Genomic DNA, 21059 nt, shown 5'->3' with positions numbered 1-21059 from the left:
GATAGCGGTGCTTCATTGGCACCGCTGGATTTTTTATTTGTTATGGAAATAACCGTCTTCGATGGTCACATAGAGGACGACTTTTTTGGCTGGCGTTTCGCTGATAAAGCGATACGCCTCGTGGTTTTCACATATCACGATCTGTCCCTCCCGCACCTGTTCGGTATGGCCCACGCCTTTCAGGTATTCGCGGTCGGTTTCATCCCGGTAGCACTCCACAAGCTGAAGGGCGTCTTTTGCGGCGTACTCAATTTTCTGCGCGCCCTGTAGGTAGTAATGGACCTCGAAATAGCGGCGATGGCCGACGAACAGCGCGTCGGTGCTGGCATCATGGGTCACGCGGTAGGCCAGAGAGTCGCCAATCGAGTGGGCAACGCCGGGCTGGATGTGGTCGATGTTATTAATGGCCTCTGTGCAGCGCTGCCATTTGCGGCCCGTGCGATAACGCTGCTGGAACTGTTCCAGGCTGTCGAGAACGATCATTTTTCTGCCTCGCTGTGCGAATTCATGGAGAAGAAACCGCTGCCGAACCGATGGCGCGCCAGTGCCTGCGCGGCGGTGTGTCCGCCTTCCAGCGGGAGCAGGGTGAAGCCGTAGCGGAACGGCCTGAACCAGACGCGCCATGTATCCAGCACTTCGCTTCCCCAGGAGTTAGAGCCTAAGCCCAGTACCTGATGGTCGAGATTGAGGGTGATGTCCTCGCTGCGACGCAGTTCGTTGCAGTGCTGCGCGACGTGGATGTTCTCTGCCGTGTAGCGCCAGGCGCTGAGGTGAATCGGCTGTTCAGGCACTACCAGCAGGCCGCTGCCGTGACGGCTGGCGAGCGTTGCCCAGCGCACCTGCTGACGGTTGCCGTTGTTCTGCGGGAACGGGTAGTTTTCGAACATTTCGTCCACCGTGGTGTGCCACAGGTCTATGGTGCTGGCCTGCTGGCTGTCCGGGTAGTTCTCACCGGGTCCGCGTCCGTAGTAGCTTACCTGGTCGAATTCGCCGTTGATGCCGAGGGTAAAGCCGATGCACGGGATAATGTGCGGGTAATCACCGTAGCGTTCACCGCTCAGCTCAACGTTAATTTGCCCGTCGGCGGCAATGCGCCAGCGATAGCTACAGCGCATGCCAAAATCAAACACCGGCGGGGCAATCAGCGTGCGGGTGGTAATGACGATCGCATCGTCCTGCTGCTCGACCTCAAAACCGCGCAGGTGCTCCTGCATAATCTGCAGATGGTTGGGTTGCCACAGCCCCTCATACTCCTGCTTGTGGTTATCAATCATCGGTTTGAAAAAGTTAATCTTTGGTTCACGGGTGATGTTTTCCTCACCGTTAACCAGCCAGGAGCAGAGTTTCCCCGTCACTTTTGAGAAGCGTGCGCGGAAGTTATGCCCGATCACGGTACAGTTCAGACGGTCTTCTGCCAGCCGCAGCGGTGTCGCGTTAGCGTTACTAAACGGCGTGGCGTGAGCCGTGCACGCTTTTAGCGGGAACTGATACACCGCAATCTCGTGCCCCGCTTCGCTGTAGCGCGTGCGGCTGTTTTTGCTGATGCGCACGGTCAGGAACGCTTCGCGCTCGTCGAGTTCGGGCAGGTTCAGGCTCACGCTGCGGGTGCTGTTGGGGGCCAGCCCGGAAATTGTCAGCGGCTGGCTGTGCAGGGTTTCACCTTCGGCACGCACCTCAACGAGCAGGGTGTAATCATCCAGGCTGGTGAACCAGAAGCGGTTTTCAACGTGCAGCTCGCCGTTCTGCCAGCGAAGTTTGACCGGGGCAATCACCTGCTTATATTCACGCAGGCCCGGACCCGGCGTTTGATCGGAGTAGATCAGTCCGTCGAGGCAGAAGTTGTAGTTATTCGGGTAGTCACCAAAGTCGCCGCCGTAGGCGTAATACGTATTGCCGCTGGCATCTGCCGCCTGAATACCGTGGTCGCACCACTCCCAGACGTAGTGGCCCTGAATACAGTCGTGGCGATCGAAGACGTTTTGATATTCCGTCAACCCGCCCGGGCCGTTGCCCATCGCGTGGGCGTATTCGCAGATAATGCGCGGTTTGGCGTGGGGATACTCGCCGAACAAATTCATCAGCGGCACGCGGGTGTACATGGTGGAGATGATATCCACCACCTCGGCGTCGCGATCTTCTTCGTAATGCAGCAGGCGCGTGTCATCCAGCGCCTTTGCAGCCCGGGCCATGGCGCGAATATTGCAGCCGTAGCCGGACTCGTTTCCAAGCGACCAGATGATGATGGAAGGGTGGTTTTTCTGGGCGTGAATATGGCGCTCGATGCGCTCAACGTAGACATGTTCCCACACCGGATCGTCCGTGATGCGGCTCAGGTCGCCGACGTTGGCAAAGCCGTGGGATTCCACATCCGTCTCCGCCATCACGAACAGGCCGTAGAGGTCGCACAGCTCGTAGAAGCGCGGATCGTTGGGGTAGTGGGCGGTGCGCACTGAATTGATGTTGTGCTGCTTCATCAGGATCAGGTCGCGCTCGACGCGATCCATGCCCACGGCGCGGCCTTTCTGGTGATCGTTGTCGTGACGGTTTACGCCGTGCAGCTTCAGGTAGCGGTTGTTCACGTAGAACAGGCCGTCTCGCACCTTGATGTCGCGGAACCCAATGCGCTGAGGGATAACCTCCAGCGTCTGTCCGTGTTCATCTTTGAGCGTTACGACCAGATGGTAGAGGTAGGGCGATTCCGCAGACCACTGCTGAGGCTGTTTGACCTCAATGCTAAAGGCGGTTTCCGCGCTGCGGGTCACGGTCAGGCCGTCGGTGGTGCCCTGATGGATCGCTGCTTCGCCATCATACAGGGCATACTCCAGCGACACGGCGGATGCGTGCGGGGCCAGGTTTTCCAGCTCAAGCTGACAGAAGAGGGTGGCGTCTTTCCATGCCTCGTCGAAGGTGGTTTTGATCGTGAGGTCGCGCACGTGAGTGGGATTTTTGCCGATCAGATAGACGTCGCGGAAAATGCCGGCCGTCCACCACATGTCCTGATCCTCAATGTAGGTCGAATCCGCCCACTGCAGCACCCGCACGCACAGCAGGTTTTGCCCGCCGTGCACCGCGTGGCTGATATCAAACTCGGCGGTCAGCCGGCTGCCCTTGCTAAAGCCAATGTAGTGACCATTCACGTAGACTTCGAAATACGTTTCGACGCCGTCAAACTTGATGAGGGTCTGCTTCCCCTGCCAGCCGTCCGATAGCGTGAAGTGGCGCTGATACGCCCCGGTCGGATTGTCTGTAGGCACCCACGGCACGTCGACCGGGAAGGGGAAGCCTTCGTCGGTGTACTGCAGCTGGCCGTGCCCTTCCATCTGCCACATGGCGGGTACGGTAATGTCGCCCCAGTCGGCCATATACTCAGAGGTAAAGTTTTCCGGTACCAGAAGGGGGTGGGTGAAAAAGCGAAAGTTCCACTTACCGCTCAGAGACAGAAAGTGGCTGCTGGCCTCGCGGGCAAAGGTGCGAGCCTGCGCGACGGTGTCGTATGAGAAGAAGTACGCTCGCGGCGGAAGCCGGTTCTCATGCGTGAGTTGAATATTTTCCCAGCGATTCATGCGATCTCCCTGTAGGGGGTAAACATCATTGCTGGAGATTTTAGTAAATATTTTACTAAATAAAATCAGTAAAATTGATTTGCTTTAACTCGATCACGAAATAAAAAAATGCCGGGCATGCCCGGCAGTGTGTTAAACGAGGGGAATTAGCGGGTGGTGCCGCGCAGTTTCAGCACGCTCGGCACGAAAACCTGAAGCGGCAGCGTCCGGCCATCGCGGGCTTTTTCCAGCAGCAGGTTAACCCCCTGGCTGCCCATCATTTCCGAGTGGATGCGTACGGTAGAGAGCGGCGGGAAGGTGAAGCGGGCGGTCGGGATATCGTTCACGCTGATGAGCGAAATGTCCTCCGGGATCGCCAGCCCTTTTTCGTGGATAGCGCGCAAGACGCCGATGGCTATCGAATCAGAGGCCACAAACAGGGCGGTAGGCCAGCTTGTCTGAGCTAGCATGGTTTTTGCCAGTTCGTATCCGGATGAGCTGGAAAAACCGCCGCGCCAGATATCCTGTTCTGACACCACCCCTTTCAGGCGACCATACTCGACAAAAGCGGCTTCGCGGATATCGGCTTTGCCGGGCTCATCTTCCCCACCGATAAAGCCAATGCGCTTAACGCCCTGATCAATGAAGAAATCAACGATCTGCTTGCTGATGCGCGAGAGGTCAATGTCGACGGAATCGAACGCGCTGCCGGGCTCGTGAAAATCGATAAAGCAGACGTTGTCCGTTAACGCAGTTGCAGCGCGCAGGACGGCTGAAGAGGGCTTGCCCACAATCAGTACGCCGGTAAGTTTTTTACTCTCTGGCAGGGTGGCATTGGCGTAACAGTTGCTCAGCTCGACGCCCAGCTTTTCACACTGTGTCTCAATACCGTGGCGGATGGCAAGGTAGTAAGGGTCGTTAATCTCCAGCTCTTGCTGGTAGCTGTAGAGCGCCAGAATGTGCTGCTGACCCACCGCGGCAGACTGCATTTTGCGGGACGTTGTGCTTTTGTATTCCAGCTTTTCCGCAATCTCCAGAATGCGGTGCTTGGTCTCTTCTTTTACGTTCAACGTTGGGTCATCGTTTAAAACCCGGGATACCGTCGCCAGCGAAACGCCAGCCTCCGTCGCGATGTCTTTGAGCGTAGCCATGTTTGTCCTTATTCCCCCACGTGATGACCCATTGTAAAGGATGAATCAGGACATGCATCCGTTTTTACTAAATATCCTGCCCATTGCTTCCGGCAAATAGCGTGCTAGTATTTAGTAAAACTTTACCAAGGAGAGAGCATGGACACGATAGCTTACGATGACTTTGCAAAGCTGGAGATCCGCGTGGGGACGATTGTGGACGTTAAGCGCCACGCCAACGCAGACAAACTCTATATCGCGCAGATTGATGTGGGCGGAAAAACGCTGCAAACCGTCACCAGCCTGGTGCCGTATTACCGGGAAGAAGAGCTTATGGGAAAAACGGTGGTGGTGCTGTGTAATCTGGCGAAAGCGAAGATGCGCGGCGAAACGTCTGAATGCATGCTGCTCTGCGCGGAAACCGATGACGCCAGCGAAAGCGTGTTGTTAACGCCGGAGCGGGCGATGGCGGCGGGTGTCCGGGTAGTATAAAAAAGGGTGGCAAAGCCACCCGATTTTCCAGGCCGGGTAAGCGACAGCGCCACCCGGCAACGCAGACCGCACTACAGCACGCTCAGCGCCTTCTCCACCACGTTCTCAACGGTAAAGCCGAAGTACGGGAACAGCTTATCGGCAGGGGCGGATTCACCGTAGCCTCGCATGCCCACAATCGCCCCTTTGAGCCCGACATACTTGTACCAGTAGTCGGCGATACCGGCCTCCACCGCCACGCGCGCCGCGACGTTAGAGGGCAGCACCGACTCCCGGTACGCCTCGTCCTGAGCGTCAAAAATATCCGTAGAAGGCAGGGATACCACGCGCACCGTGTGGCCTTCGGCGGTCAGTTTTTCCGCCGCTTTCACCGTGATTTCCACCTCGGAACCGGTCGCAATCAGGATCACGTCCGGCTTGCCGCCGCTGTCCTTCAGAATATAGCCGCCGCGGGCGATGTTTTTCACCTGCTCCGGGGTACGCTCAATCTGCGCCAGATTCTGGCGTGACAGAATTAATGCCGTTGGACCGTTATGGCGTTCTACCGCCAGCTTCCAGCCCACTGCCGCTTCGACCTGATCGCACGGACGCCAGGTGCTGAAGTTTGGCGTCAGGCGCAGGCTAGCCAGCTGTTCAACCGCCTGGTGGGTGGGGCCGTCTTCTCCCAGACCGATGGAGTCGTGGGTATAGACCATAATCTGCCGCGCCTTCATCAGCGCCGCCATGCGCGCCGCGTTACGGGCGTACTCGACGAACATCAGGAAGGTGGCGGTGTACGGCACAAACCCACCGTGATGGGCGATGCCGTTGGCGATCGCGGTCATCCCGAATTCGCGCACGCCGTAGTGGATATAGTTCCCGGCAATGTCCTCTTTCAGCGATTTTGAGCCGGACCAGATCGTCAGGTTGCTTGGTGCCAGGTCCGCCGAGCCGCCGAGCAGTTCGGGCAGAATAGGGCCGATTGCGTTCAGGGTATTTTGCGACGCCTTACGGGTGGCGATCTTCGCCGGGTTGGACTGCAGGTTTTCAATCAGCGCCTGGGTTTTATCGTCCCAGTCTTCCGGCAGACCGCCGCTCATGCGGCGGGAGAACTCGGCGGCCAGCTCCGGGTGCGCTTTTTTATAAGCGGCAAACTTCTCATTCCAGGCGTGCTGGGCTTTCTCACCGTCTTCACGGGCATCCCAGGCTCTATAGATCTCTTTTGGGATCTCAAACGGCGGGTATTTCCAGCCCAGCTTCTGCCGGGTCAGCGCCACTTCCTCCTCGCCCAGCGCCGCACCGTGCGCCTCCTCTTTGCCCGCCTTGTTCGGCGAGCCGAAGCCGATGACCGTGCGGCAGATAATCAGGGACGGTTTGTCCTTCACGCTCTGCGCTTCCTGAATCGCTTTTTTCACCGCCTCAGGGTCGTGACCGTCAATCTCATGCACCACGTGCCAGTGGTAGGCCTCGAAGCGTTTTGCCGTGTCGTCGGTAAACCAGCCCTCGGTCTCCCCGTCGATGGAGATGCCGTTGTGATCGTAGAACCCGATCAGCTTGCCGAGCCCCAGCGTGCCTGCCAGCGAGCAGACCTCGTGGGAGATCCCCTCCATCAGGCAGCCGTCACCCATAAACACGTAGGTGTAGTGATCGACAATCTCGTGGTCCGGCTGGTTAAACTGCGCCGCCAGCGTACGTTCGGCAATCGCCAGCCCAACCGCATTGGCCAGCCCCTGACCGAGCGGCCCGGTGGTGGTCTCCACGCCCGGCGTATAGCCAATCTCCGGGTGCCCCGGCGTTTTGGAGTGCAGCTGGCGGAAGTTTTTCAGCTCCTCAAGCGGCAGATCGTAGCCGGAAAGGTGCAGCAGGCTGTAGAGCAGCATTGAGGCGTGACCGTTGGAGAGAATAAAGCGGTCGCGATCGTACCAGGTGGGGTCATTCGGGTTGTGCTTCAGGAAGTCATTCCACAGCACTTCGGCAATATCGGCCATGCCCATCGGTGCGCCGGGGTGGCCGGAATTGGCTTTCTGCACGGCATCCATGCTGAGGGCGCGGATGGCATTGGCGAGCTCTTTACGGGACATAGTTCACTCCGTGGCAAGGTTAAAGTTTGGCGGCGAGAAGGTCTTCAAGTTTGCGCTGGTCGACGGCGAACAGGCGGATACCTTCCGCCAGTTTTTCCACAGCCATCGCGTCCTGGTTGTGCTCCCAGCGGAACTCCGCCTCGGTCATGGTTTTCGGTTTTGGCAGAACGGTGGAGGTGGGCACCAGCTTACGGATCACCGTCTCTTCTTTATCCTGTAGCTCCTGGAGCAGGTTAGGGGAGATGGTCAGACGGTCACAGCCTGCCAGGGCGAGGATCTGCTCGGTACGGCGGAAGCTGGCCCCCATCACGATGGTTTCGTAGCGGTGCTGTTTGTAGTAGTCGTAGATGTTACGGACCGATTTCACGCCCGGATCCTCATCCACCACGTACGGATCCATCGGCTGTTTTGCCTGATACCAGTCGTAGATGCGCCCGACAAACGGCGAGACGAGGAACACGCCCGCTTCCGCGCAGGCGCGCGCCTGGGCAAACGAGAACAGCAGCGTCAGGTTGCAGTGGATACCCTCTTTTTCCAGCACCTCTGCCGCGCGGATGCCTTCCCAGGTGGAGGCGAGCTTGATCAGAATGCGTGATTTATCGATGCCCTGATCCTGGTAGAGCTCGACCAGACGACGTGCCTTATTAATGCTTTTTTCTTTATCAAATGAGAGGCGGGCATCGACTTCGGTCGAGACGCGTCCCGGAATGCTTTTCAGAATTTCTGCACCAAAATTAACCGCCAGCTTGTCGCTGGCTTCGGCGACCTGCTGCTCCTGCGTTTTACCGCGCTGTTTACCGTAGGCAATGGCGTCATCAATCAGATGGCTAAAATGGGCAAGCCCGGCCGCTTTGAGCAGCAGCGAAGGGTTGGTGGTCGCATCCTCCGGCTGATAGTGGCGAATCGACTCGATATCGCCGCTGTCTGCAACCACTGTGGTGAATTTTTTGATGCCGTCTAGCTGGTTCATAAATGATTACTCCTTGGAAATAAAAGCGTTAGCTGAGTGCGTTAGTTCACACTTCTGGAAAAATCATGATGGACTTAACAAAAAAGCATAGCAGACGGGGGAGGCATTGCTTTTGAGACGGGTAACATGGCTGTTATAAATTGATAACAATTTTTAATGTGTGATGGTGAGAGTTTGGCAGCCTTCAAAGTTTATGCGCTGTCCTGCGGCGATACTATCTGACCGATACGTAAAAGGAATAACAAGATGGACGATCAGTTAAAACAGAGTGCCCTCGATTTTCACGAGTTTCCTGTCCCGGGGAAAATCCAGGTCTCCCCAACCAAGCCGCTGGCAACCCAGCGCGATCTGGCGCTGGCCTATTCGCCGGGCGTAGCTGCCCCGTGTCTGGAAATTGAAAAAGACCCGCTGGCGGCCTACAAATACACCGCGCGTGGCAACCTTGTCGCCGTGATCTCTAACGGCACGGCGGTGCTGGGGCTGGGCAACATCGGTGCGCTGGCCGGTAAACCGGTGATGGAAGGGAAGGGGGTACTGTTCAAGAAATTCGCCGGTATCGACGTGTTCGATATCGAGGTGGATGAGCTCGACCCTGACAAATTCATCAACGTGGTGGCCGCGCTGGAGCCGACCTTCGGCGGGATTAACCTGGAAGACATCAAAGCGCCGGAATGTTTCTATATCGAGCAGAAGCTGCGCGAGCGTATGAACATTCCCGTGTTCCATGATGACCAGCACGGCACCGCGATTATCAGCACCGCCGCGATTCTGAACGGCCTGCGCGTGGTAGAGAAAAATCTCTCCGACGTGCGCATGGTGGTTTCTGGCGCAGGCGCTGCGGCTATCGCCTGTATGAATCTGCTGGTGGCGCTGGGTATGCAGAAACACAACATTGTGGTCTGCGACTCCAAAGGCGTTATCTATAAAGACCGCGAGCCGAACATGGCGGAAACCAAAGCGGCCTATGCGGTGGAAGACGACGGTAAACGCACCCTGGACGACGTGATCGACGGCGCGGATATCTTCCTCGGCTGCTCGGGTCCGAAGGTGCTGACCCAGGAGATGGTGAAGAAGATGGCGCGTGCGCCAATGATCCTGGCCCTGGCGAACCCGGAGCCGGAAATCCTGCCGCCGCTGGCGAAAGCGGTGCGTGAAGACGCCATTATCTGTACCGGTCGTTCTGACTACCCGAACCAGGTCAACAACGTGCTCTGCTTCCCGTTCATCTTCCGCGGTGCGCTGGACGTCGGCGCAACGGCGATCAACGAAGAGATGAAGCTTGCCGCCGTTCACGCCATCGCGGAGCTGGCGCACGCCGAGCAGAGCGAAGTGGTCGCGTCTGCGTACGGCGATCAGGATCTGAGCTTCGGTCCGGACTACATCATTCCAAAACCGTTCGACCCGCGTCTGATTGTCAAAATTGCGCCAGCGGTGGCCAAAGCGGCGATGGACTCCGGCGTGGCGACGCGTCCGATTCACGATTTCGACGCTTACGTCGATAAGCTCACCGAGTTTGTCTATAAAACCAACCTGTTCATGAAGCCGATCTTCTCCCAGGCGCGCGCCGACGCGAAGCGCGTGGTGCTGGCGGAAGGGGAAGAGGCGCGCGTGCTGCACGCCACCCAGGAGCTGATCACCTTAGGCCTGGCGAAGCCGATTCTGATTGGTCGTCCGAGCGTGATCGAGATGCGTATCCAGAAGCTGGGCCTGCAGATTAAGCCGGGCGTCGACTTCGAGATCGTTAACAACGAATCCGATCCGCGCTTCAAAGAGTACTGGAGCGAATACTACGCGATCATGAAACGGCGGGGGATCACTCAGGAGCAGGCGCAGAAAGCGGTCATCAGCAACACGACGGTGATCGGCGCGATCATGGTCCATCGCGGCGAGGCGGATGCGCTGATCTGCGGCACCATCGGCGATTACCACGAGCACTTTAGCGTGGTGCAGGAGATCTTCGGCTATCGCGACGGCGTCCATACCGCTGGGGCGATGAACGCGCTGCTGCTGCCAAGCGGCAACACCTTTATTGCCGATACCTACGTTAACGACGACCCGACCCCGGACGAGCTGGCGGAGATCACCGTGATGGCCGCCGAGACCGTGCGTCGCTTTGGTATTGAGCCGAAGGTGGCGCTGCTGTCGCACTCTAACTTTGGTTCGTCTAAATCCGCGGCGGCCTGCAAAATGCGTGAGACGCTGGCGCTGGTGCGCGAGCGCGCGCCGGAGCTGATGATTGACGGGGAAATGCACGGCGATGCGGCGCTGGTGGAGAGCATCCGTAACGAACGTATGCCGGACAGCCCGCTGAAGGGATCGGCCAATATACTGATTATGCCGAACGTGGAAGCGGCGCGTATCAGCTATAACCTGCTGCGCGTCTCCAGCTCTGAAGGGGTGACCGTAGGACCGGTGCTGATGGGCGTGGCGAAACCGGTGCACGTGTTAACGCCGATTGCCTCCGTGCGTCGTATCGTGAACATGGTGGCGCTGGCGGTGGTTGAGGCGCAGACGCAGCCGCTGTAATATCACTTTAATTTATTTCCGGCGCGGGTCTCTCCCGCGCCTTTTTATTTTCCCTTTCTTAGTGATCCACTTCACCTTTTAAACCTGGTTGCCGAATTTTGTTATTTGCTCTGACAAAAAATTGCCACGATGAGGGCAGTTTTAGAGGAGGCGGTGAGCAATGGAAAAAGAACGCATTATTCAGGAATTTGTGCCGGGGAAACAGGTCACGCTGGCGCATCTCATTGCGCACCCCGGAGAGGAACTGGCGAAAAAGATCGGCGTTCCCGAAGCCGGTGCCATCGGCATCATGACGCTGACGCCAGGGGAAACGGCGATGATTGCCGGTGACTTAGCCCTGAAGGCGGCAGATGTAAATATCGGTTTTCTCGATAGATTCAGCGGTGCGCTGGTTATCTACGGCTCGGTAGGCGCGGTAGAAGAAGCGTTATTACAGACGGTAAGTGGTCTGGGCCGGTTATTAAATTTCACATTGTGCAATCTGACAAAAAGTTAATCAGAGGCGGCGATGAAACGTATTGCGTTTGTCGGTACGGTGGGGGCGGGGAAAACGACGCTCTTTAATGCGCTACAGGGAAATTATTCCCTCGCCAGAAAAACACAGGCCGTGGAGTTTAATGAGAATGGCGATATCGATACGCCAGGGGAATATTTTAGCCATCCTCGCTGGTATCACGCCTTAATTACTACGCTGCAGGATGTTGATACGTTGATTTATATACATGCGGCAAATGATAAAGAAAGTCGCTTACCTGCCGGGCTGCTGGATATTGGCGCAAGTAAACGACAAATCGCCGTTATCAGCAAAACGGACCTGCCGGATGCCGACGTCGCCGCAACGCAACAACTTCTTTGCGGGATGGGGTTTCAGGAGCCGATTTTTGAGCTCAATAGCCATGACCCGCGCAGCGTGCAGCATCTGGTGGATTATCTGACTGAGCTCAGCCAAAAGGAGGAAAGGGCAGGTGAAAAAACTCATCACAGCTAACGATATTCGTGCGGCCCACGCACGCGGTGAACAGGAAATGTCAGTTGTTCTGCGCGCCAGCATCATCACCCCGGAGGCGCGCGAAGTTGCGGAGCTGCTGGGCGTCACCATCAGCGAATGCGATGAATCCACGCCATGCGCAGCCGCTGCTAAACCGGCTGCGGTGATTGATGGCAAAACGGAAAACCAACGCATTCGCGAAACCATCATTGCACAGTTACCGGAAGGACAGTTTACCGAAAGCCTGGTTGCCCAACTGATGGACAAAGTCATGAAGGAGAAACAGTCGCTGGAGCAGGGCGGAATGCAGCCGAGCTTTCACTCGGTGACTGGCAAAGGCGGCGTCAAAGTCATCGACGGCAGTAGCGTGAAGTTTGGTCGTTTTGACGGCGCACAGCCGCACTGTGTGGGGTTAACCGATCTGGTGACCGACCAGGACGGCAGCAGTATGGCCGCCGGGTTCATGCAGTGGGATAACGCCTTTTTCCCATGGACGCTGAACTACGACGAAATCGACATGATTCTGGAAGGTGAGCTGCACGTTCGTCACGAAGGTGAAACCATGATTGCTAAAGCCGGGGACGTGATGTTTATCCCGAAAGGCTCCAGCATCGAATTTGGTACGCCCTCGACGGTGAAGTTTCTGTATGTGGCCTGGCCTGCGAACTGGCAGTCCTGCTAAGGCGGATGTATGAAGGATTTCATTACCGAAGCATGGCTCAGAGCGAATCATACGCTCAGCGAAGGGGCTGAAATTCATCTCCCCGCTGACGCTCGCCTGACGCCGTCTGCCCGGGAATTACTGGAAAGCCGACATCTGCGCATTAAGTTTATCGACGAGCAGGGCAGCCTGTTTATTGCTGACGAAGACCAGCAGCCGCAGCCGGTGCATGGGTTAACCAGCAGCGATACGCATCCACAGGCCAGTTGCGAACTGTGTCATCAACCGGTGGCGAAGAAACCTGACACGCTGACGCATCTGACGGCGAACAAGATGGTTGCCAAAAGTGATCCGCGCCTGGGATTTCGCGCCGCGCTGGACAGCACCATCGCGCTGGCCGTGTGGTTGCAGATAGAGCTTGGGCAACCGTGGCAGCCGTGGCTTTCGGATATCCGTTCGCGCCTGGGCAACATTATGCGCGCCGATGCGATGGGCGAGCTGCTGGGAGCACAAGCTATCGTCGGCTTAAGTGACGACGATTTACACCGCCTTTCGCATCAGCCGCTGCGCTATCTGGACCACGACCATCTGGTGCCTGAAGCCAGTCACGGACATGATTGCGCGCTGCTTAATCTGCTGCGTACCAAAGTCCGTGAAACGGAGACGGTGGCGGCCCAGGTTTTCATCACCCGTAGTTTTGAAGTCATGCGACCGGACATCATGCAGGCGCTCAACCGCCTTTCCAGTACGGTCTACGTCATGATGATTCTGAGCGTTGCGAAGCACCCGCTTACGGTTAGCCAAATTCAACAGCGACTGGGGGAGAAACCGTGATCGTTGAACGTGCTCGTCAACTCTCCCACCGCTCACCTGCACGGGTGGTGTTTCCGGATGCGCTGGATGTTCGGGTACTGAAGGCGGCAAATTACCTGCATCAGCACCGTCTGGCGCGTCCCATTCTCGTCGCCAGTCCGTTTGCGCTGCGTCAGTTTGCTCTCAGCCACCGGGTGGCGATGGATGGCATTCAGGTTATCGATCCGCAAAGCAACCTGCCAATGCGTGAAGAGTTTGCGCTGCGCTGGTTGGCCCGCGCGGGAGATAAAACGCCTGCGGATGCCCGGGAAAAACTCAACGATCCGCTGATGTTCGCCGCGGCAATGGTCAGCGCGGGTAAAGCTGACGTCTGTATTGCGGGCAATCTATCGTCGACGGCCAACGTGCTGCGCGCCGGTTTGCGCATTATTGGGCTACAGCCAGGCTGTAAAACGCTGTCGTCAATTTTCCTGATGCTGCCGCAGTATCTCGGGCCGTCATTAGGGTTTGCCGATTGCAGCGTCGTGCCGCAGCCCACCGCCGCACAGCTGGCGGATATTGCGATTGCCAGCGCGCAGACATGGCAGGGGATCACGGGGGAAGAGCCGCGCGTGGCCATGCTGTCGTTTTCAAGTAATGGCAGCGCTCGCCATCCCAACGTCGCTAACGTGCAGCAGGCGACGGAGATTGTTCGTGAGCGTGCCCCGCAGCTTATCGTGGATGGCGAACTGCAATTTGATGCCGCCTTTGTTCCGGAAGTCGCCGCGCAAAAAGCGCCCGCCAGTCCGTTAAAGGGCAATGCCAACGTGATGGTTTTCCCGTCGCTGGAGGCAGGCAATATTGGCTACAAAATCGCCCAGCGTTTGGGAGGGTATCGCGCCGTTGGACCCTTGATTCAGGGACTTGCCGCACCGCTTCACGACCTCTCTCGCGGCTGTAGCGTACAGGAAATTATCGAACTGGCGTTGGTGGCCGCTGTGCCGCGCCAGACTGACGTGAGTCGTGAAAACGCCTCGCACACACTGGTTGTATAAGGTCCCGTTCTGGACCCCTTTGACTTAAGAGGAAAGCAAAATGGAAGCATTAGGAATGATTGAAACCCGGGGCCTGGTTGCACTGATTGAGGCTTCTGACGCAATGGTTAAAGCGGCACGTGTGAAACTGGTTGGCGTGAAGCAGATCGGTGGCGGTCTGGTCACGGCTATGGTCCGTGGCGACGTAGCGGCATGTAAAGCGGCAACAGACGCAGGTGCTGCGGCTGCACAGCGTATTGGCGAGCTGGTTTCCGTACACGTGATCCCGCGTCCGCATGGCGATCTGGAAGAAGTGTTCCCGATCAGCTTTAAAGGCGACAGCAACGACATGTAAGTCGTCCATGTGACGCCACAAATTTCATTGCTGGCGTCACCCTCTCTCCTTTTCACATTACCTTCTGCGGAGGGTAGGGGGAGGTTTTACCTGAAATATGCCACGGAGGCGCGTATGAAACTGGCAATCGTCACAGGACAAATTGTTTGTACCGTACGCCATCAGGGGCTCGCGCACGACAAGTTGCTGATGGTGGAAATGATTGATGCCCAGGGTAATCCCGACGGCCAGTGTGCTGTTGCTATCGACAGCATCGGCGCGGGAACCGGGGAGTGGGTGCTGCTGGTCAGCGGCAGCTCAGCCCGTCAGGCGCACCGTCACGAATCATCACCTGTCGATCTGTGCGTGATTGGCATCGTCGATGAAGTGGTGGCTGGTGGCCAGGTGATCTTCCATAAATAAGGCAGAAAATCATGAATCAACAGGATATTGAACAGGTCGTGAAAGCGGTGCTGCTGAAAATGAAAGACAGCAGCCAGCCCGTCAGTGCCGTTCAAGAAATGGGCGTTTTTGCCTCCCTGGATGACGCAGTGACGGCAGCAAAACTGGCCCAGCAGGGGTTGAAAAGCGTCGCCATGCGTCAGTTGGCTATCGCGGCTCTTCGCGAGGCGGGCGAAAAGCACGCCAGAGAATTAGCGGAACTTGCCGTCACAGAAACCGGCATGGGACGCGTTGACGATAAATTTGCCAAAAACGTGGCGCAGGCACGCGGTACGCCGGGGGTGGAATGCCTGTCTCCACAGGTCCTGACCGGCGATAACGGTCTGACGCTGATTGAAAATGCGCCGTGGGGCGTGGTGGCCTCGGTGACGCCGTCTACCAACCCTGCCGCAACTGTTATCAACAACGCCATCAGCCTGATTGCCGCTGGCAACAGCGTGGTCTTCGCCCCGCATCCTGCGGCAAAAAAAGTCTCTCAGCGCGCCATTACGCTGCTTAACCAGGCGATTGTTGCCGCAGGCGGCCCGGCAAACCTGCTGGTGACCGTTGCCAATCCGGATATCGAAACCGCCCAGCGCCTGTTCAAGTACCCAGGCATCGGCCTGCTGGTGGTGACCGGCGGTGAAGCCGTAGTGGATGCTGCGCGTAAGCACACCAACAAGCGTCTGATTGCCGCCGGTGCGGGTAACCCGCCGGTGGTGGTGGATGAAACGGCCGACCTGGCCCGCGCGGCGCAGTCGATCGTCAAAGGCGCATCGTTTGATAACAACATCATCTGCGCCGATGAAAAAGTCCTGATCGTCGTGGATAGCGTTGCCGACGAACTGATGCACCTGATGGAAAGCCAGCATGCGGTGAAACTGACTGCGGCTCAGGCCGAACAGCTGCAACCTGTGCTGCTGAAAAATATCGATGAGCGCGGTAAAGGCACGGTCAGTCGTGACTGGGTAGGCCGCGATGCAGGAAAAATCGCGGCGACGATTGGTCTGACCGTACCAGAGCAAACGCGGCTGTTATTCGTCGAAACCTCAGCGACGCATCCGTTTGCCGTCACCGAATTGATGATGCCGGTGCTGCCTGTCGTGCGGGTCGCCAGCGTCGATGAGGCCATTGAACTGGCGGTCAAGCTTGAAGGCGGCTGTCACCATACGGCGGCGATGCATTCGCGCAATATCGACAACATGAACCGCATGGCAAACGCCATTGATACCAGCATTTTCGTCAAGAACGGACCGTGTATTGCGGGGCTTGGGCTCGGCGGTGAAGGCTGGACCACGATGACCATTACCACACCAACCGGGGAAGGGGTGACCAGCGCGCGCACGTTTGTGCGTCTGCGTCGCTGTGTGTTGGTGGACGCCTTCAGAATTGTATAAGGAGTAAAAGGGATGGCGCACGACGAACAGCGTTGGCTGACACCCAGGCTGCAAAAAGCGGCAGCGCTATGTAACCAGACGCCTGCTGCGAGCGATTCACCGCTGTGGCTGGGCGTTGATTTGGGAACGTGTGATGTGGTGTCGATGGTTGTCGACAGTGACGGACAGCCGGTTGCGGTTTGCCTGGACTGGGCCGATGTCGTGCGCGATGGCATCGTCTGGGATTTCTTCGGCGCGGTGACCCTCGTTCGTCGCCATCTCGATACGCTCGAACAACAGCTGGGTTGCCGCTTTACCCATGCGGCAACCTCGTTTCCACCGGGAACGGACCGGCGCATTTCGATCAACGTGCTGGAGTCTGCCGGACTTGAAGTGAGTCATGTGCTCGACGAACCGACCGCGGTGGCGGACCTGTTGCAGCTCGATAACGCTGGCGTGGTGGATATCGGGGGCGGTACCACCGGGATTGCCATTGTTAAACAGGGCAAAGTGATCTATTCCGCCGATGAAGCGACCGGCGGGCACCATATTTCTCTGACGCTCGCCGGGAACCGTCGCATCCAGTTGGAGGAAGCCGAGCAGTACAAGCGCAGCAATGGCAAAGAAATCTGGCCAGTGGTTAAGCCGGTCTACGAAAAGATGGCGGAAATCGTGGCTCACCATATAGCCGGACAGGGCGTCGCTGACTTGTGGCTGGCCGGTGGCTCCTGTATGCAGCCGGGCGTTGATGAACTGTTCCGTAAGCGTTTCCCGAAGCTGCAGGTGCATTTACCCCAGCACAGCCTGTTTATGACTCCGCTGGCGATTGCAAATAGCGGAAAAGAAAAAGCGGAAGGAATCTATGCAAGCTGAATTGCAGACCGCGCTCTTTCAGGCATTCGATACCCTGAATCTGCAACGCGTAAAAACGTTTAGCGTTCCACCGGTTACGTTATGTGGACTGGGAGCGCTGAGTACCTGTGGGCAGGAAGCAAAAGCGCGCGGACTGACGCATATGTTCGTCATGGTTGATCGTTTCCTGCATCAGGCGGGGATGACCGCTGCACTGGAGCGCAGCCTGGCGATGAAAGGCGTGGCGATGACGCTGTGGCCATGTCCGGCGGGCGAACCGTGCATTACGGACGTCTGCGCGGCGGTCGCGCAATTGCGTGAATCGAAGTGCGATAGCGTTGTGGCATTCGGCGGCGGTTCCGTACTGGATGCCGCAAAGGCAGTCGCGTTGCTGGTGACCAACCCCACGCAGACGCTGGCTGACATGACGGAGCACAGCGTGTTGCGTGCGCGTCTGCCGCTGATTGCGGTGCCAACTACCGCCGGAACGGGCTCAGAAACCACTAACGTCACGGTGATTATCGACGCCGCGACAGGACTTAAACAAGTGCTGGCCCACGCACTGCTGATGCCGGATGTGGCGATCCTCGACGCCGCGCTGACGGAAGGTGTGCCCGCACACGTCACGGCGATGACCGGGATCGATGCGCTGACGCACGCCGTTGAAGCATATAGCGCGTTGAACGCGACGCCGTTTACCGACAGCCTGGCGATTGGCGCGATTGCGATGATCGGTAAATCGCTGCCAAAGGCCGTCGGCTACGGTCAGGATCTGGCGGCGCGGGAAAGCATGCTGCTGGCGTCCTGCATGGCGGGAATGGCGTTTTCAAGCGCGGGACTGGGCTTGTGTCATGCGATGGCGCACCAGCCGGGCGCTGCGCTGCATATCCCGCACGGACAGGCTAACGCCATGCTGCTGCCCACGGTAATGGGGTTCAACCGCATGGTGTGTCGTGAGCGCTTCAGCCATATCGGACGGGCGTTAACTAACAAGAAGTCGGACGATCGCGATGCCATCAACGCCGTCAGCGAGTTGATTAGTGAAGTGGGCCAGACAAAACGACTCTCTGACGTTGGGGCAAAGCCCGAGCATTACAGCGCATGGGCGCATGCCGCGCTGGAGGATATTTGTATTCGCAGTAACCCACGCACCGCCACGCAGGCCGACATTATCGCGTTGTATGCGACGGCACAATAAATACACATATGACAGGGAGTGAAGGTTATGGGAATTAACGAAATCATCATGTACATCATGATGTTCTTTATGCTGATTGCCGCCGTGGACAGGATCCTGTCGCAGTTCGGCGGTTCGGCGCGCTTCCTCGGTAAGTTCGGTAAGAGTATTGAGGGTTCGGGCGGCCAGTTTGAAGAAGGTTTCATGGCGATGGGCGCGCTGGGCCTGGCAATGGTCGGTATGACCGCGCTGGCACCCGTACTGGCGCATGTGCTTGGGCCGGTGATTATTCCGCTGTACGAAATGCTGGGCGCAAACCCGTCGATGTTTGCCGGAACGCTGCTGGCGTGCGATATGGGCGGCTTCTTCCTGGCGAAAGAACTGGCGGGCGGCGACGTTGCGGCGTGGCTGTACTCTGGCCTGATCCTCGGAGCGATGATGGGGCCGACGCTGGTCTTCTCCATTCCGGTTGCGCTGGGAATTATTGAACCGTCCGATCGTCGTTATCTGGCGCTGGGCGTGCTGGCCGGTATTGTCACCATTCCAGTTGGCTGTATTGCGGGTGGTTTGGTCGCGATGTACTCCGGCGTCGAAATCAATGGTCAGCCGGTGGAGTTCACCTTTGCGCTGATCCTGATGAACATGATCCCGGTGCTGATCGTGGCCGTGCTGGTGGCGCTGGGATTGAAATTCATCCCGGAAAAAATGATCAACGGCTTCCAGATCTTCGCGAAATTCCTCGTGGCGCTGATCACCCTCGGCCTGGCGGCTGCGGTGATCAAATTCCTGCTGGGCTGGGAGCTGATTCCGGGTCTTGATCCTATCTTCATGGCACCGGGAGACAGGCCGGGTGAAGTGATGCGCGCCATCGAAGTTATCGGTTCTATCTCCTGTGTGCTGCTGGGCGCCTACCCGATGGTGCTGCTGTTGACCCGCTGGTTTGAAAAACCGCTGATGAGCGTCGGCAACCTGTTAAACGTTAATAACATTGCGGCTGCGGGGATGGTCGCGACGCTGGCGAACAACATCCCGATGTTCGGCATGATGAAGAATATGGATACCCGCGGCAAAGTGATCAACTGCGCCTTTGCGGTCTCCGCGGCCTTTGCTCTGGGGGACCACTTAGGCTTCGCCGCTGCCAACATGAACGCGATGATCTTCCCAATGATTGTCGGCAAGTTGATCGGCGGTGTGACGGCGATTGGCGTGGCTATGCTGTTAGTACCGAAAGACGAAGATGTTCCGGCAACAGCAGACACTCATCCGGAGGCGCAATCGTGAATATTCGCCAGCTACTCAGCGTCGGTATCGATATCGGCACCACCACCACTCAGGTGATCTTCTCGCGCCTTGAGCTGGTCAACCGTGCGGCAGTGTCGCAGGTGCCGCGCTACGAATTCATCAAACGCGAAATTAGCTGGCAAAGCCCGGTGTTTTTTACCCCGGTTGATAAGCAGGGCGGGTTGAAAGAGGCCGAACTTAAGGCGCTGATCCTCGCCCAGTATCAGGCGGCGGGCATCAAGCCTGAGGCCGTCGATTCCGGTGCGATCATCATTACCGGAGAAAGCGCCAAAACCCGCAACGCACGACCCGCAGTGATGGCGCTCTCCCAGTCGCTGGGGGACTTTGTGGTTGCCAGCGCCGGTCCGCATCTGGAATCGGTGATTGCCGGTCAAGGCGCGGGAGTGCAAACCCTGTCCGAGCAAAAAATGTGCCGGGTACTGAATATCGACATCGGCGGCGGGACGTCGAACTACGTCCTGTTCGATGCCGGAAAGGTCAGCGGTTCGGCCTGCCTGAACGTTGGTGGAAGGCTTCTGGAAACGGACGGTCAGGGGCGAGTGGTGCATGCGCATCAACCGGGACAGATGATTGTTGATGACATATTTGGTCCGGGCTTTGACGCCCGAGCCCTCAATGCGGCGCAGCTTGTTCAGGTGGCCCGACGGATGGCGGCGCTGATTGTGGAGGTGATTGACGGCACGCTTTCACCGCTGGCGCAGGCGATGATGCAAACCGGTTTACTGCCTGCGGGTGTGAAACCGGATGTGATTACGCTTTCAGGGGGAGTGGGCGAATGCTACCGCAACCAACCAGCCGATCCGTTCTGTTTTTCCGATATCGGGCCGCTCCTCGCCACGGCGCTGCATGAACATCCGCGTCTGCGTGAGATGAACGTGCAGTTCCCGGCGCAGACCGTGCGTGCCACGGTGATTGGTGCCGGTGCGCATACGCTGTCGCTTTCGGGCAGCACTATCTGGCTGGAAGGCGTGGCGCTTCCGCTGCGCAATCTGCCGGTGGCGATTCCGGTTGATGAGGCTGATCTGGTTGCCGCCTGGCAGCAAGCGCTGATGCAACTCGATCTGGATCCGCAAACGGACGCCTACGTGCTGGCGCTGCCCGGTTCGCTGCCGGTGCGCTACGCCGCGCTATTAACGGTGATTGATGCGCTGCTGGCCTTTGTCGCGCGCTATCCGAATCCGCATCCCCTGCTGGTGGTAGCCGAGCAGGATTTTGGTAAAGCCCTGGGCATGCTGTTACGCCCACAGTTACAGCAACACCCGCTGGCGGTCATCGATGAGGTGGTTGTCCGGGCGGGGGACTATATCGACATTGGTACGCCTCTTTTTGGCGGATCGGTTGTGCCGGTGACGGTGAAATCACTCGCATTTCCTTCCTGAGGG

General features: G+C 57.7%; 19 protein-coding genes. 14 read left to right on the top strand and 5 right to left on the bottom strand.

Features of this window, described 5'->3' with window-relative positions; all coding sequences use genetic code 11:
• Window positions 1-33: 33 nt before the first annotated feature.
• The 3 genes from AC0TN7_RS10340 to ebgR all read right to left on the bottom strand — a co-directional run bounded on the left by AC0TN7_RS10340 (window position 34) and on the right by ebgR (window position 4693).
• Window positions 34-483 carry a beta-galactosidase subunit beta gene (locus AC0TN7_RS10340; protein ID WP_032646754.1) on the bottom strand — a complete coding sequence of 150 codons (450 nt, stop codon included), beginning with the start codon at window positions 481-483 and terminating at the stop codon, window positions 34-36.
• Window positions 480-3563 carry a beta-galactosidase subunit alpha gene (gene ebgA, locus AC0TN7_RS10335; protein WP_463727070.1) on the bottom strand — a complete coding sequence of 1028 codons (3084 nt, stop codon included), beginning with the start codon at window positions 3561-3563 and terminating at the stop codon, window positions 480-482. The genes AC0TN7_RS10340 and ebgA overlap by 4 nt, the downstream gene beginning before the upstream one ends.
• A gap of 146 nt (window positions 3564-3709) precedes the next feature.
• A complete protein-coding gene (gene ebgR / locus AC0TN7_RS10330) occupies window positions 3710-4693 on the bottom strand; it encodes a transcriptional regulator EbgR (protein WP_048989340.1) in 984 nt (327 codons plus the stop codon).
• 138 nt (window positions 4694-4831) lie between these two features.
• Here ebgR and AC0TN7_RS10325 point away from each other — a divergent pair, with 138 nt between their 5' ends.
• Complete coding sequence (locus AC0TN7_RS10325; RefSeq protein WP_024907583.1) at window positions 4832-5164, top strand: tRNA-binding protein; 333 nt, start codon at window positions 4832-4834, stop codon at window positions 5162-5164.
• Between the two features lie 71 nt (window positions 5165-5235).
• Here the strand turns inward: AC0TN7_RS10325 and tkt are convergent, their stop codons facing one another.
• Together tkt and tal are read right to left on the bottom strand one after the other, a co-directional pair.
• Window positions 5236-7224 carry a transketolase gene (tkt, locus tag AC0TN7_RS10320; RefSeq protein ID WP_463727071.1) on the bottom strand — a complete coding sequence of 663 codons (1989 nt, stop codon included), beginning with the start codon at window positions 7222-7224 and terminating at the stop codon, window positions 5236-5238.
• A gap of 19 nt (window positions 7225-7243) precedes the next feature.
• Window positions 7244-8194: a transaldolase gene (tal, locus tag AC0TN7_RS10315; RefSeq protein WP_024907585.1), complete on the bottom strand. Its 951-nt coding sequence runs from the start codon at window positions 8192-8194 to the stop codon at window positions 7244-7246.
• A gap of 246 nt (window positions 8195-8440) precedes the next feature.
• Between tal and maeB the strand changes: the two genes are divergently transcribed.
• The 13 genes from maeB (at window position 8441) to eutA (ending at window position 21056) form a co-directional block, all read left to right on the top strand.
• The gene (gene maeB / locus AC0TN7_RS10310) at window positions 8441-10720 is read left to right on the top strand and encodes an NADP-dependent oxaloacetate-decarboxylating malate dehydrogenase (protein ID WP_024907586.1); all 2280 of its coding nucleotides are present in this window, start codon (window positions 8441-8443) and stop codon (window positions 10718-10720) included.
• A 160-nt stretch (window positions 10721-10880) separates the two neighbouring features.
• Window positions 10881-11216 carry an ethanolamine utilization microcompartment protein EutS gene (eutS, locus tag AC0TN7_RS10305; RefSeq protein ID WP_061714674.1) on the top strand — a complete coding sequence of 112 codons (336 nt, stop codon included), beginning with the start codon at window positions 10881-10883 and terminating at the stop codon, window positions 11214-11216.
• Between the two features lie 12 nt (window positions 11217-11228).
• Window positions 11229-11708 carry an ethanolamine utilization acetate kinase EutP gene (gene eutP / locus AC0TN7_RS10300; RefSeq protein WP_032646741.1) on the top strand — a complete coding sequence of 160 codons (480 nt, stop codon included), beginning with the start codon at window positions 11229-11231 and terminating at the stop codon, window positions 11706-11708.
• On the top strand, window positions 11686-12390 hold the full coding sequence (gene eutQ, locus AC0TN7_RS10295) for an ethanolamine utilization acetate kinase EutQ (protein ID WP_048989344.1): 705 nt from the start codon (window positions 11686-11688) through the stop codon (window positions 12388-12390). The genes eutP and eutQ overlap by 23 nt, the downstream gene beginning before the upstream one ends.
• Window positions 12391-12399: 9 nt before the next feature.
• Complete coding sequence (gene eutT, locus AC0TN7_RS10290; RefSeq protein WP_061714675.1) at window positions 12400-13203, top strand: ethanolamine utilization cob(I)yrinic acid a,c-diamide adenosyltransferase EutT; 804 nt, start codon at window positions 12400-12402, stop codon at window positions 13201-13203.
• The gene (gene pta, locus AC0TN7_RS10285; RefSeq protein WP_463727072.1) at window positions 13200-14216 is read left to right on the top strand and encodes a phosphate acetyltransferase; all 1017 of its coding nucleotides are present in this window, start codon (window positions 13200-13202) and stop codon (window positions 14214-14216) included. Before eutT ends, pta begins: the two co-directional genes overlap by 4 nt.
• 40 nt (window positions 14217-14256) lie before the next feature.
• A complete protein-coding gene (gene eutM / locus AC0TN7_RS10280) occupies window positions 14257-14550 on the top strand; it encodes an ethanolamine utilization microcompartment protein EutM (protein WP_003835054.1) in 294 nt (97 codons plus the stop codon).
• A 114-nt stretch (window positions 14551-14664) separates the two neighbouring features.
• Window positions 14665-14952, top strand: coding sequence for an ethanolamine utilization microcompartment protein EutN (gene eutN / locus AC0TN7_RS10275; protein WP_024907592.1), 288 nt, complete (start codon window positions 14665-14667; stop codon window positions 14950-14952).
• Window positions 14953-14963: 11 nt separating this feature from the next.
• Window positions 14964-16367 carry an aldehyde dehydrogenase family protein gene (locus tag AC0TN7_RS10270; protein ID WP_473702123.1) on the top strand — a complete coding sequence of 468 codons (1404 nt, stop codon included), beginning with the start codon at window positions 14964-14966 and terminating at the stop codon, window positions 16365-16367.
• Window positions 16368-16379: 12 nt separating this feature from the next.
• The gene (gene eutJ / locus AC0TN7_RS10265; protein ID WP_032646729.1) at window positions 16380-17219 is read left to right on the top strand and encodes an ethanolamine utilization protein EutJ; all 840 of its coding nucleotides are present in this window, start codon (window positions 16380-16382) and stop codon (window positions 17217-17219) included.
• Window positions 17209-18396, top strand: a complete 1188-nt coding sequence (eutG, locus tag AC0TN7_RS10260; RefSeq protein WP_024907595.1) for an ethanolamine utilization ethanol dehydrogenase EutG — start codon at window positions 17209-17211, stop codon at window positions 18394-18396. Before eutJ ends, eutG begins: the two co-directional genes overlap by 11 nt.
• A 27-nt stretch (window positions 18397-18423) precedes the next feature.
• Window positions 18424-19656, top strand: a complete 1233-nt coding sequence (gene eutH, locus AC0TN7_RS10255) for an ethanolamine utilization protein EutH (protein ID WP_248165326.1) — start codon at window positions 18424-18426, stop codon at window positions 19654-19656.
• The gene (gene eutA, locus AC0TN7_RS10250; RefSeq protein ID WP_473702122.1) at window positions 19653-21056 is read left to right on the top strand and encodes an ethanolamine ammonia-lyase reactivating factor EutA; all 1404 of its coding nucleotides are present in this window, start codon (window positions 19653-19655) and stop codon (window positions 21054-21056) included. The genes eutH and eutA overlap by 4 nt, the downstream gene beginning before the upstream one ends.
• The last annotated feature ends 3 nt before the right edge of the window (window positions 21057-21059 follow it).

The organism is Enterobacter sp. PL_is511 (assembly GCF_055816065.1).
Note: the sequence above shows the minus strand (reverse complement) of the source record. Positions and strands in the feature narration are given on the sequence as shown.

Bases quoted from the DNA above. Each gene is read 5' to 3' on its own strand.
- ebgR (WP_048989340.1), bottom strand. From the start codon at position 4,693: ATGGCTACGCTCAAAGACATCGCGACGGAGGCTGGCGTTTCGCTGGCG.
- ebgA (WP_463727070.1), bottom strand. From the start codon at position 3,563: ATGAATCGCTGGGAAAATATTCAACTCACGCATGAGAACCGGCTTCCG.
- eutP (WP_032646741.1), top strand. From the start codon at position 11,229: ATGAAACGTATTGCGTTTGTCGGTACGGTGGGGGCGGGGAAAACGACG.
- tkt (WP_463727071.1), bottom strand. From the start codon at position 7,224: ATGTCCCGTAAAGAGCTCGCCAATGCCATCCGCGCCCTCAGCATGGAT.
- AC0TN7_RS10325 (WP_024907583.1), top strand. From the start codon at position 4,832: ATGGACACGATAGCTTACGATGACTTTGCAAAGCTGGAGATCCGCGTG.
- eutS (WP_061714674.1), top strand. From the start codon at position 10,881: ATGGAAAAAGAACGCATTATTCAGGAATTTGTGCCGGGGAAACAGGTC.
- AC0TN7_RS10340 (WP_032646754.1), bottom strand. From the start codon at position 483: ATGATCGTTCTCGACAGCCTGGAACAGTTCCAGCAGCGTTATCGCACG.
- maeB (WP_024907586.1), top strand. From the start codon at position 8,441: ATGGACGATCAGTTAAAACAGAGTGCCCTCGATTTTCACGAGTTTCCT.
- eutH (WP_248165326.1), top strand. From the start codon at position 18,424: ATGGGAATTAACGAAATCATCATGTACATCATGATGTTCTTTATGCTG.
- tal (WP_024907585.1), bottom strand. From the start codon at position 8,194: ATGAACCAGCTAGACGGCATCAAAAAATTCACCACAGTGGTTGCAGAC.
- AC0TN7_RS10270 (WP_473702123.1), top strand. From the start codon at position 14,964: ATGAATCAACAGGATATTGAACAGGTCGTGAAAGCGGTGCTGCTGAAA.
- eutG (WP_024907595.1), top strand. From the start codon at position 17,209: ATGCAAGCTGAATTGCAGACCGCGCTCTTTCAGGCATTCGATACCCTG.
- eutT (WP_061714675.1), top strand. From the start codon at position 12,400: ATGAAGGATTTCATTACCGAAGCATGGCTCAGAGCGAATCATACGCTC.
- eutJ (WP_032646729.1), top strand. From the start codon at position 16,380: ATGGCGCACGACGAACAGCGTTGGCTGACACCCAGGCTGCAAAAAGCG.
- eutN (WP_024907592.1), top strand. From the start codon at position 14,665: ATGAAACTGGCAATCGTCACAGGACAAATTGTTTGTACCGTACGCCAT.
- eutM (WP_003835054.1), top strand. From the start codon at position 14,257: ATGGAAGCATTAGGAATGATTGAAACCCGGGGCCTGGTTGCACTGATT.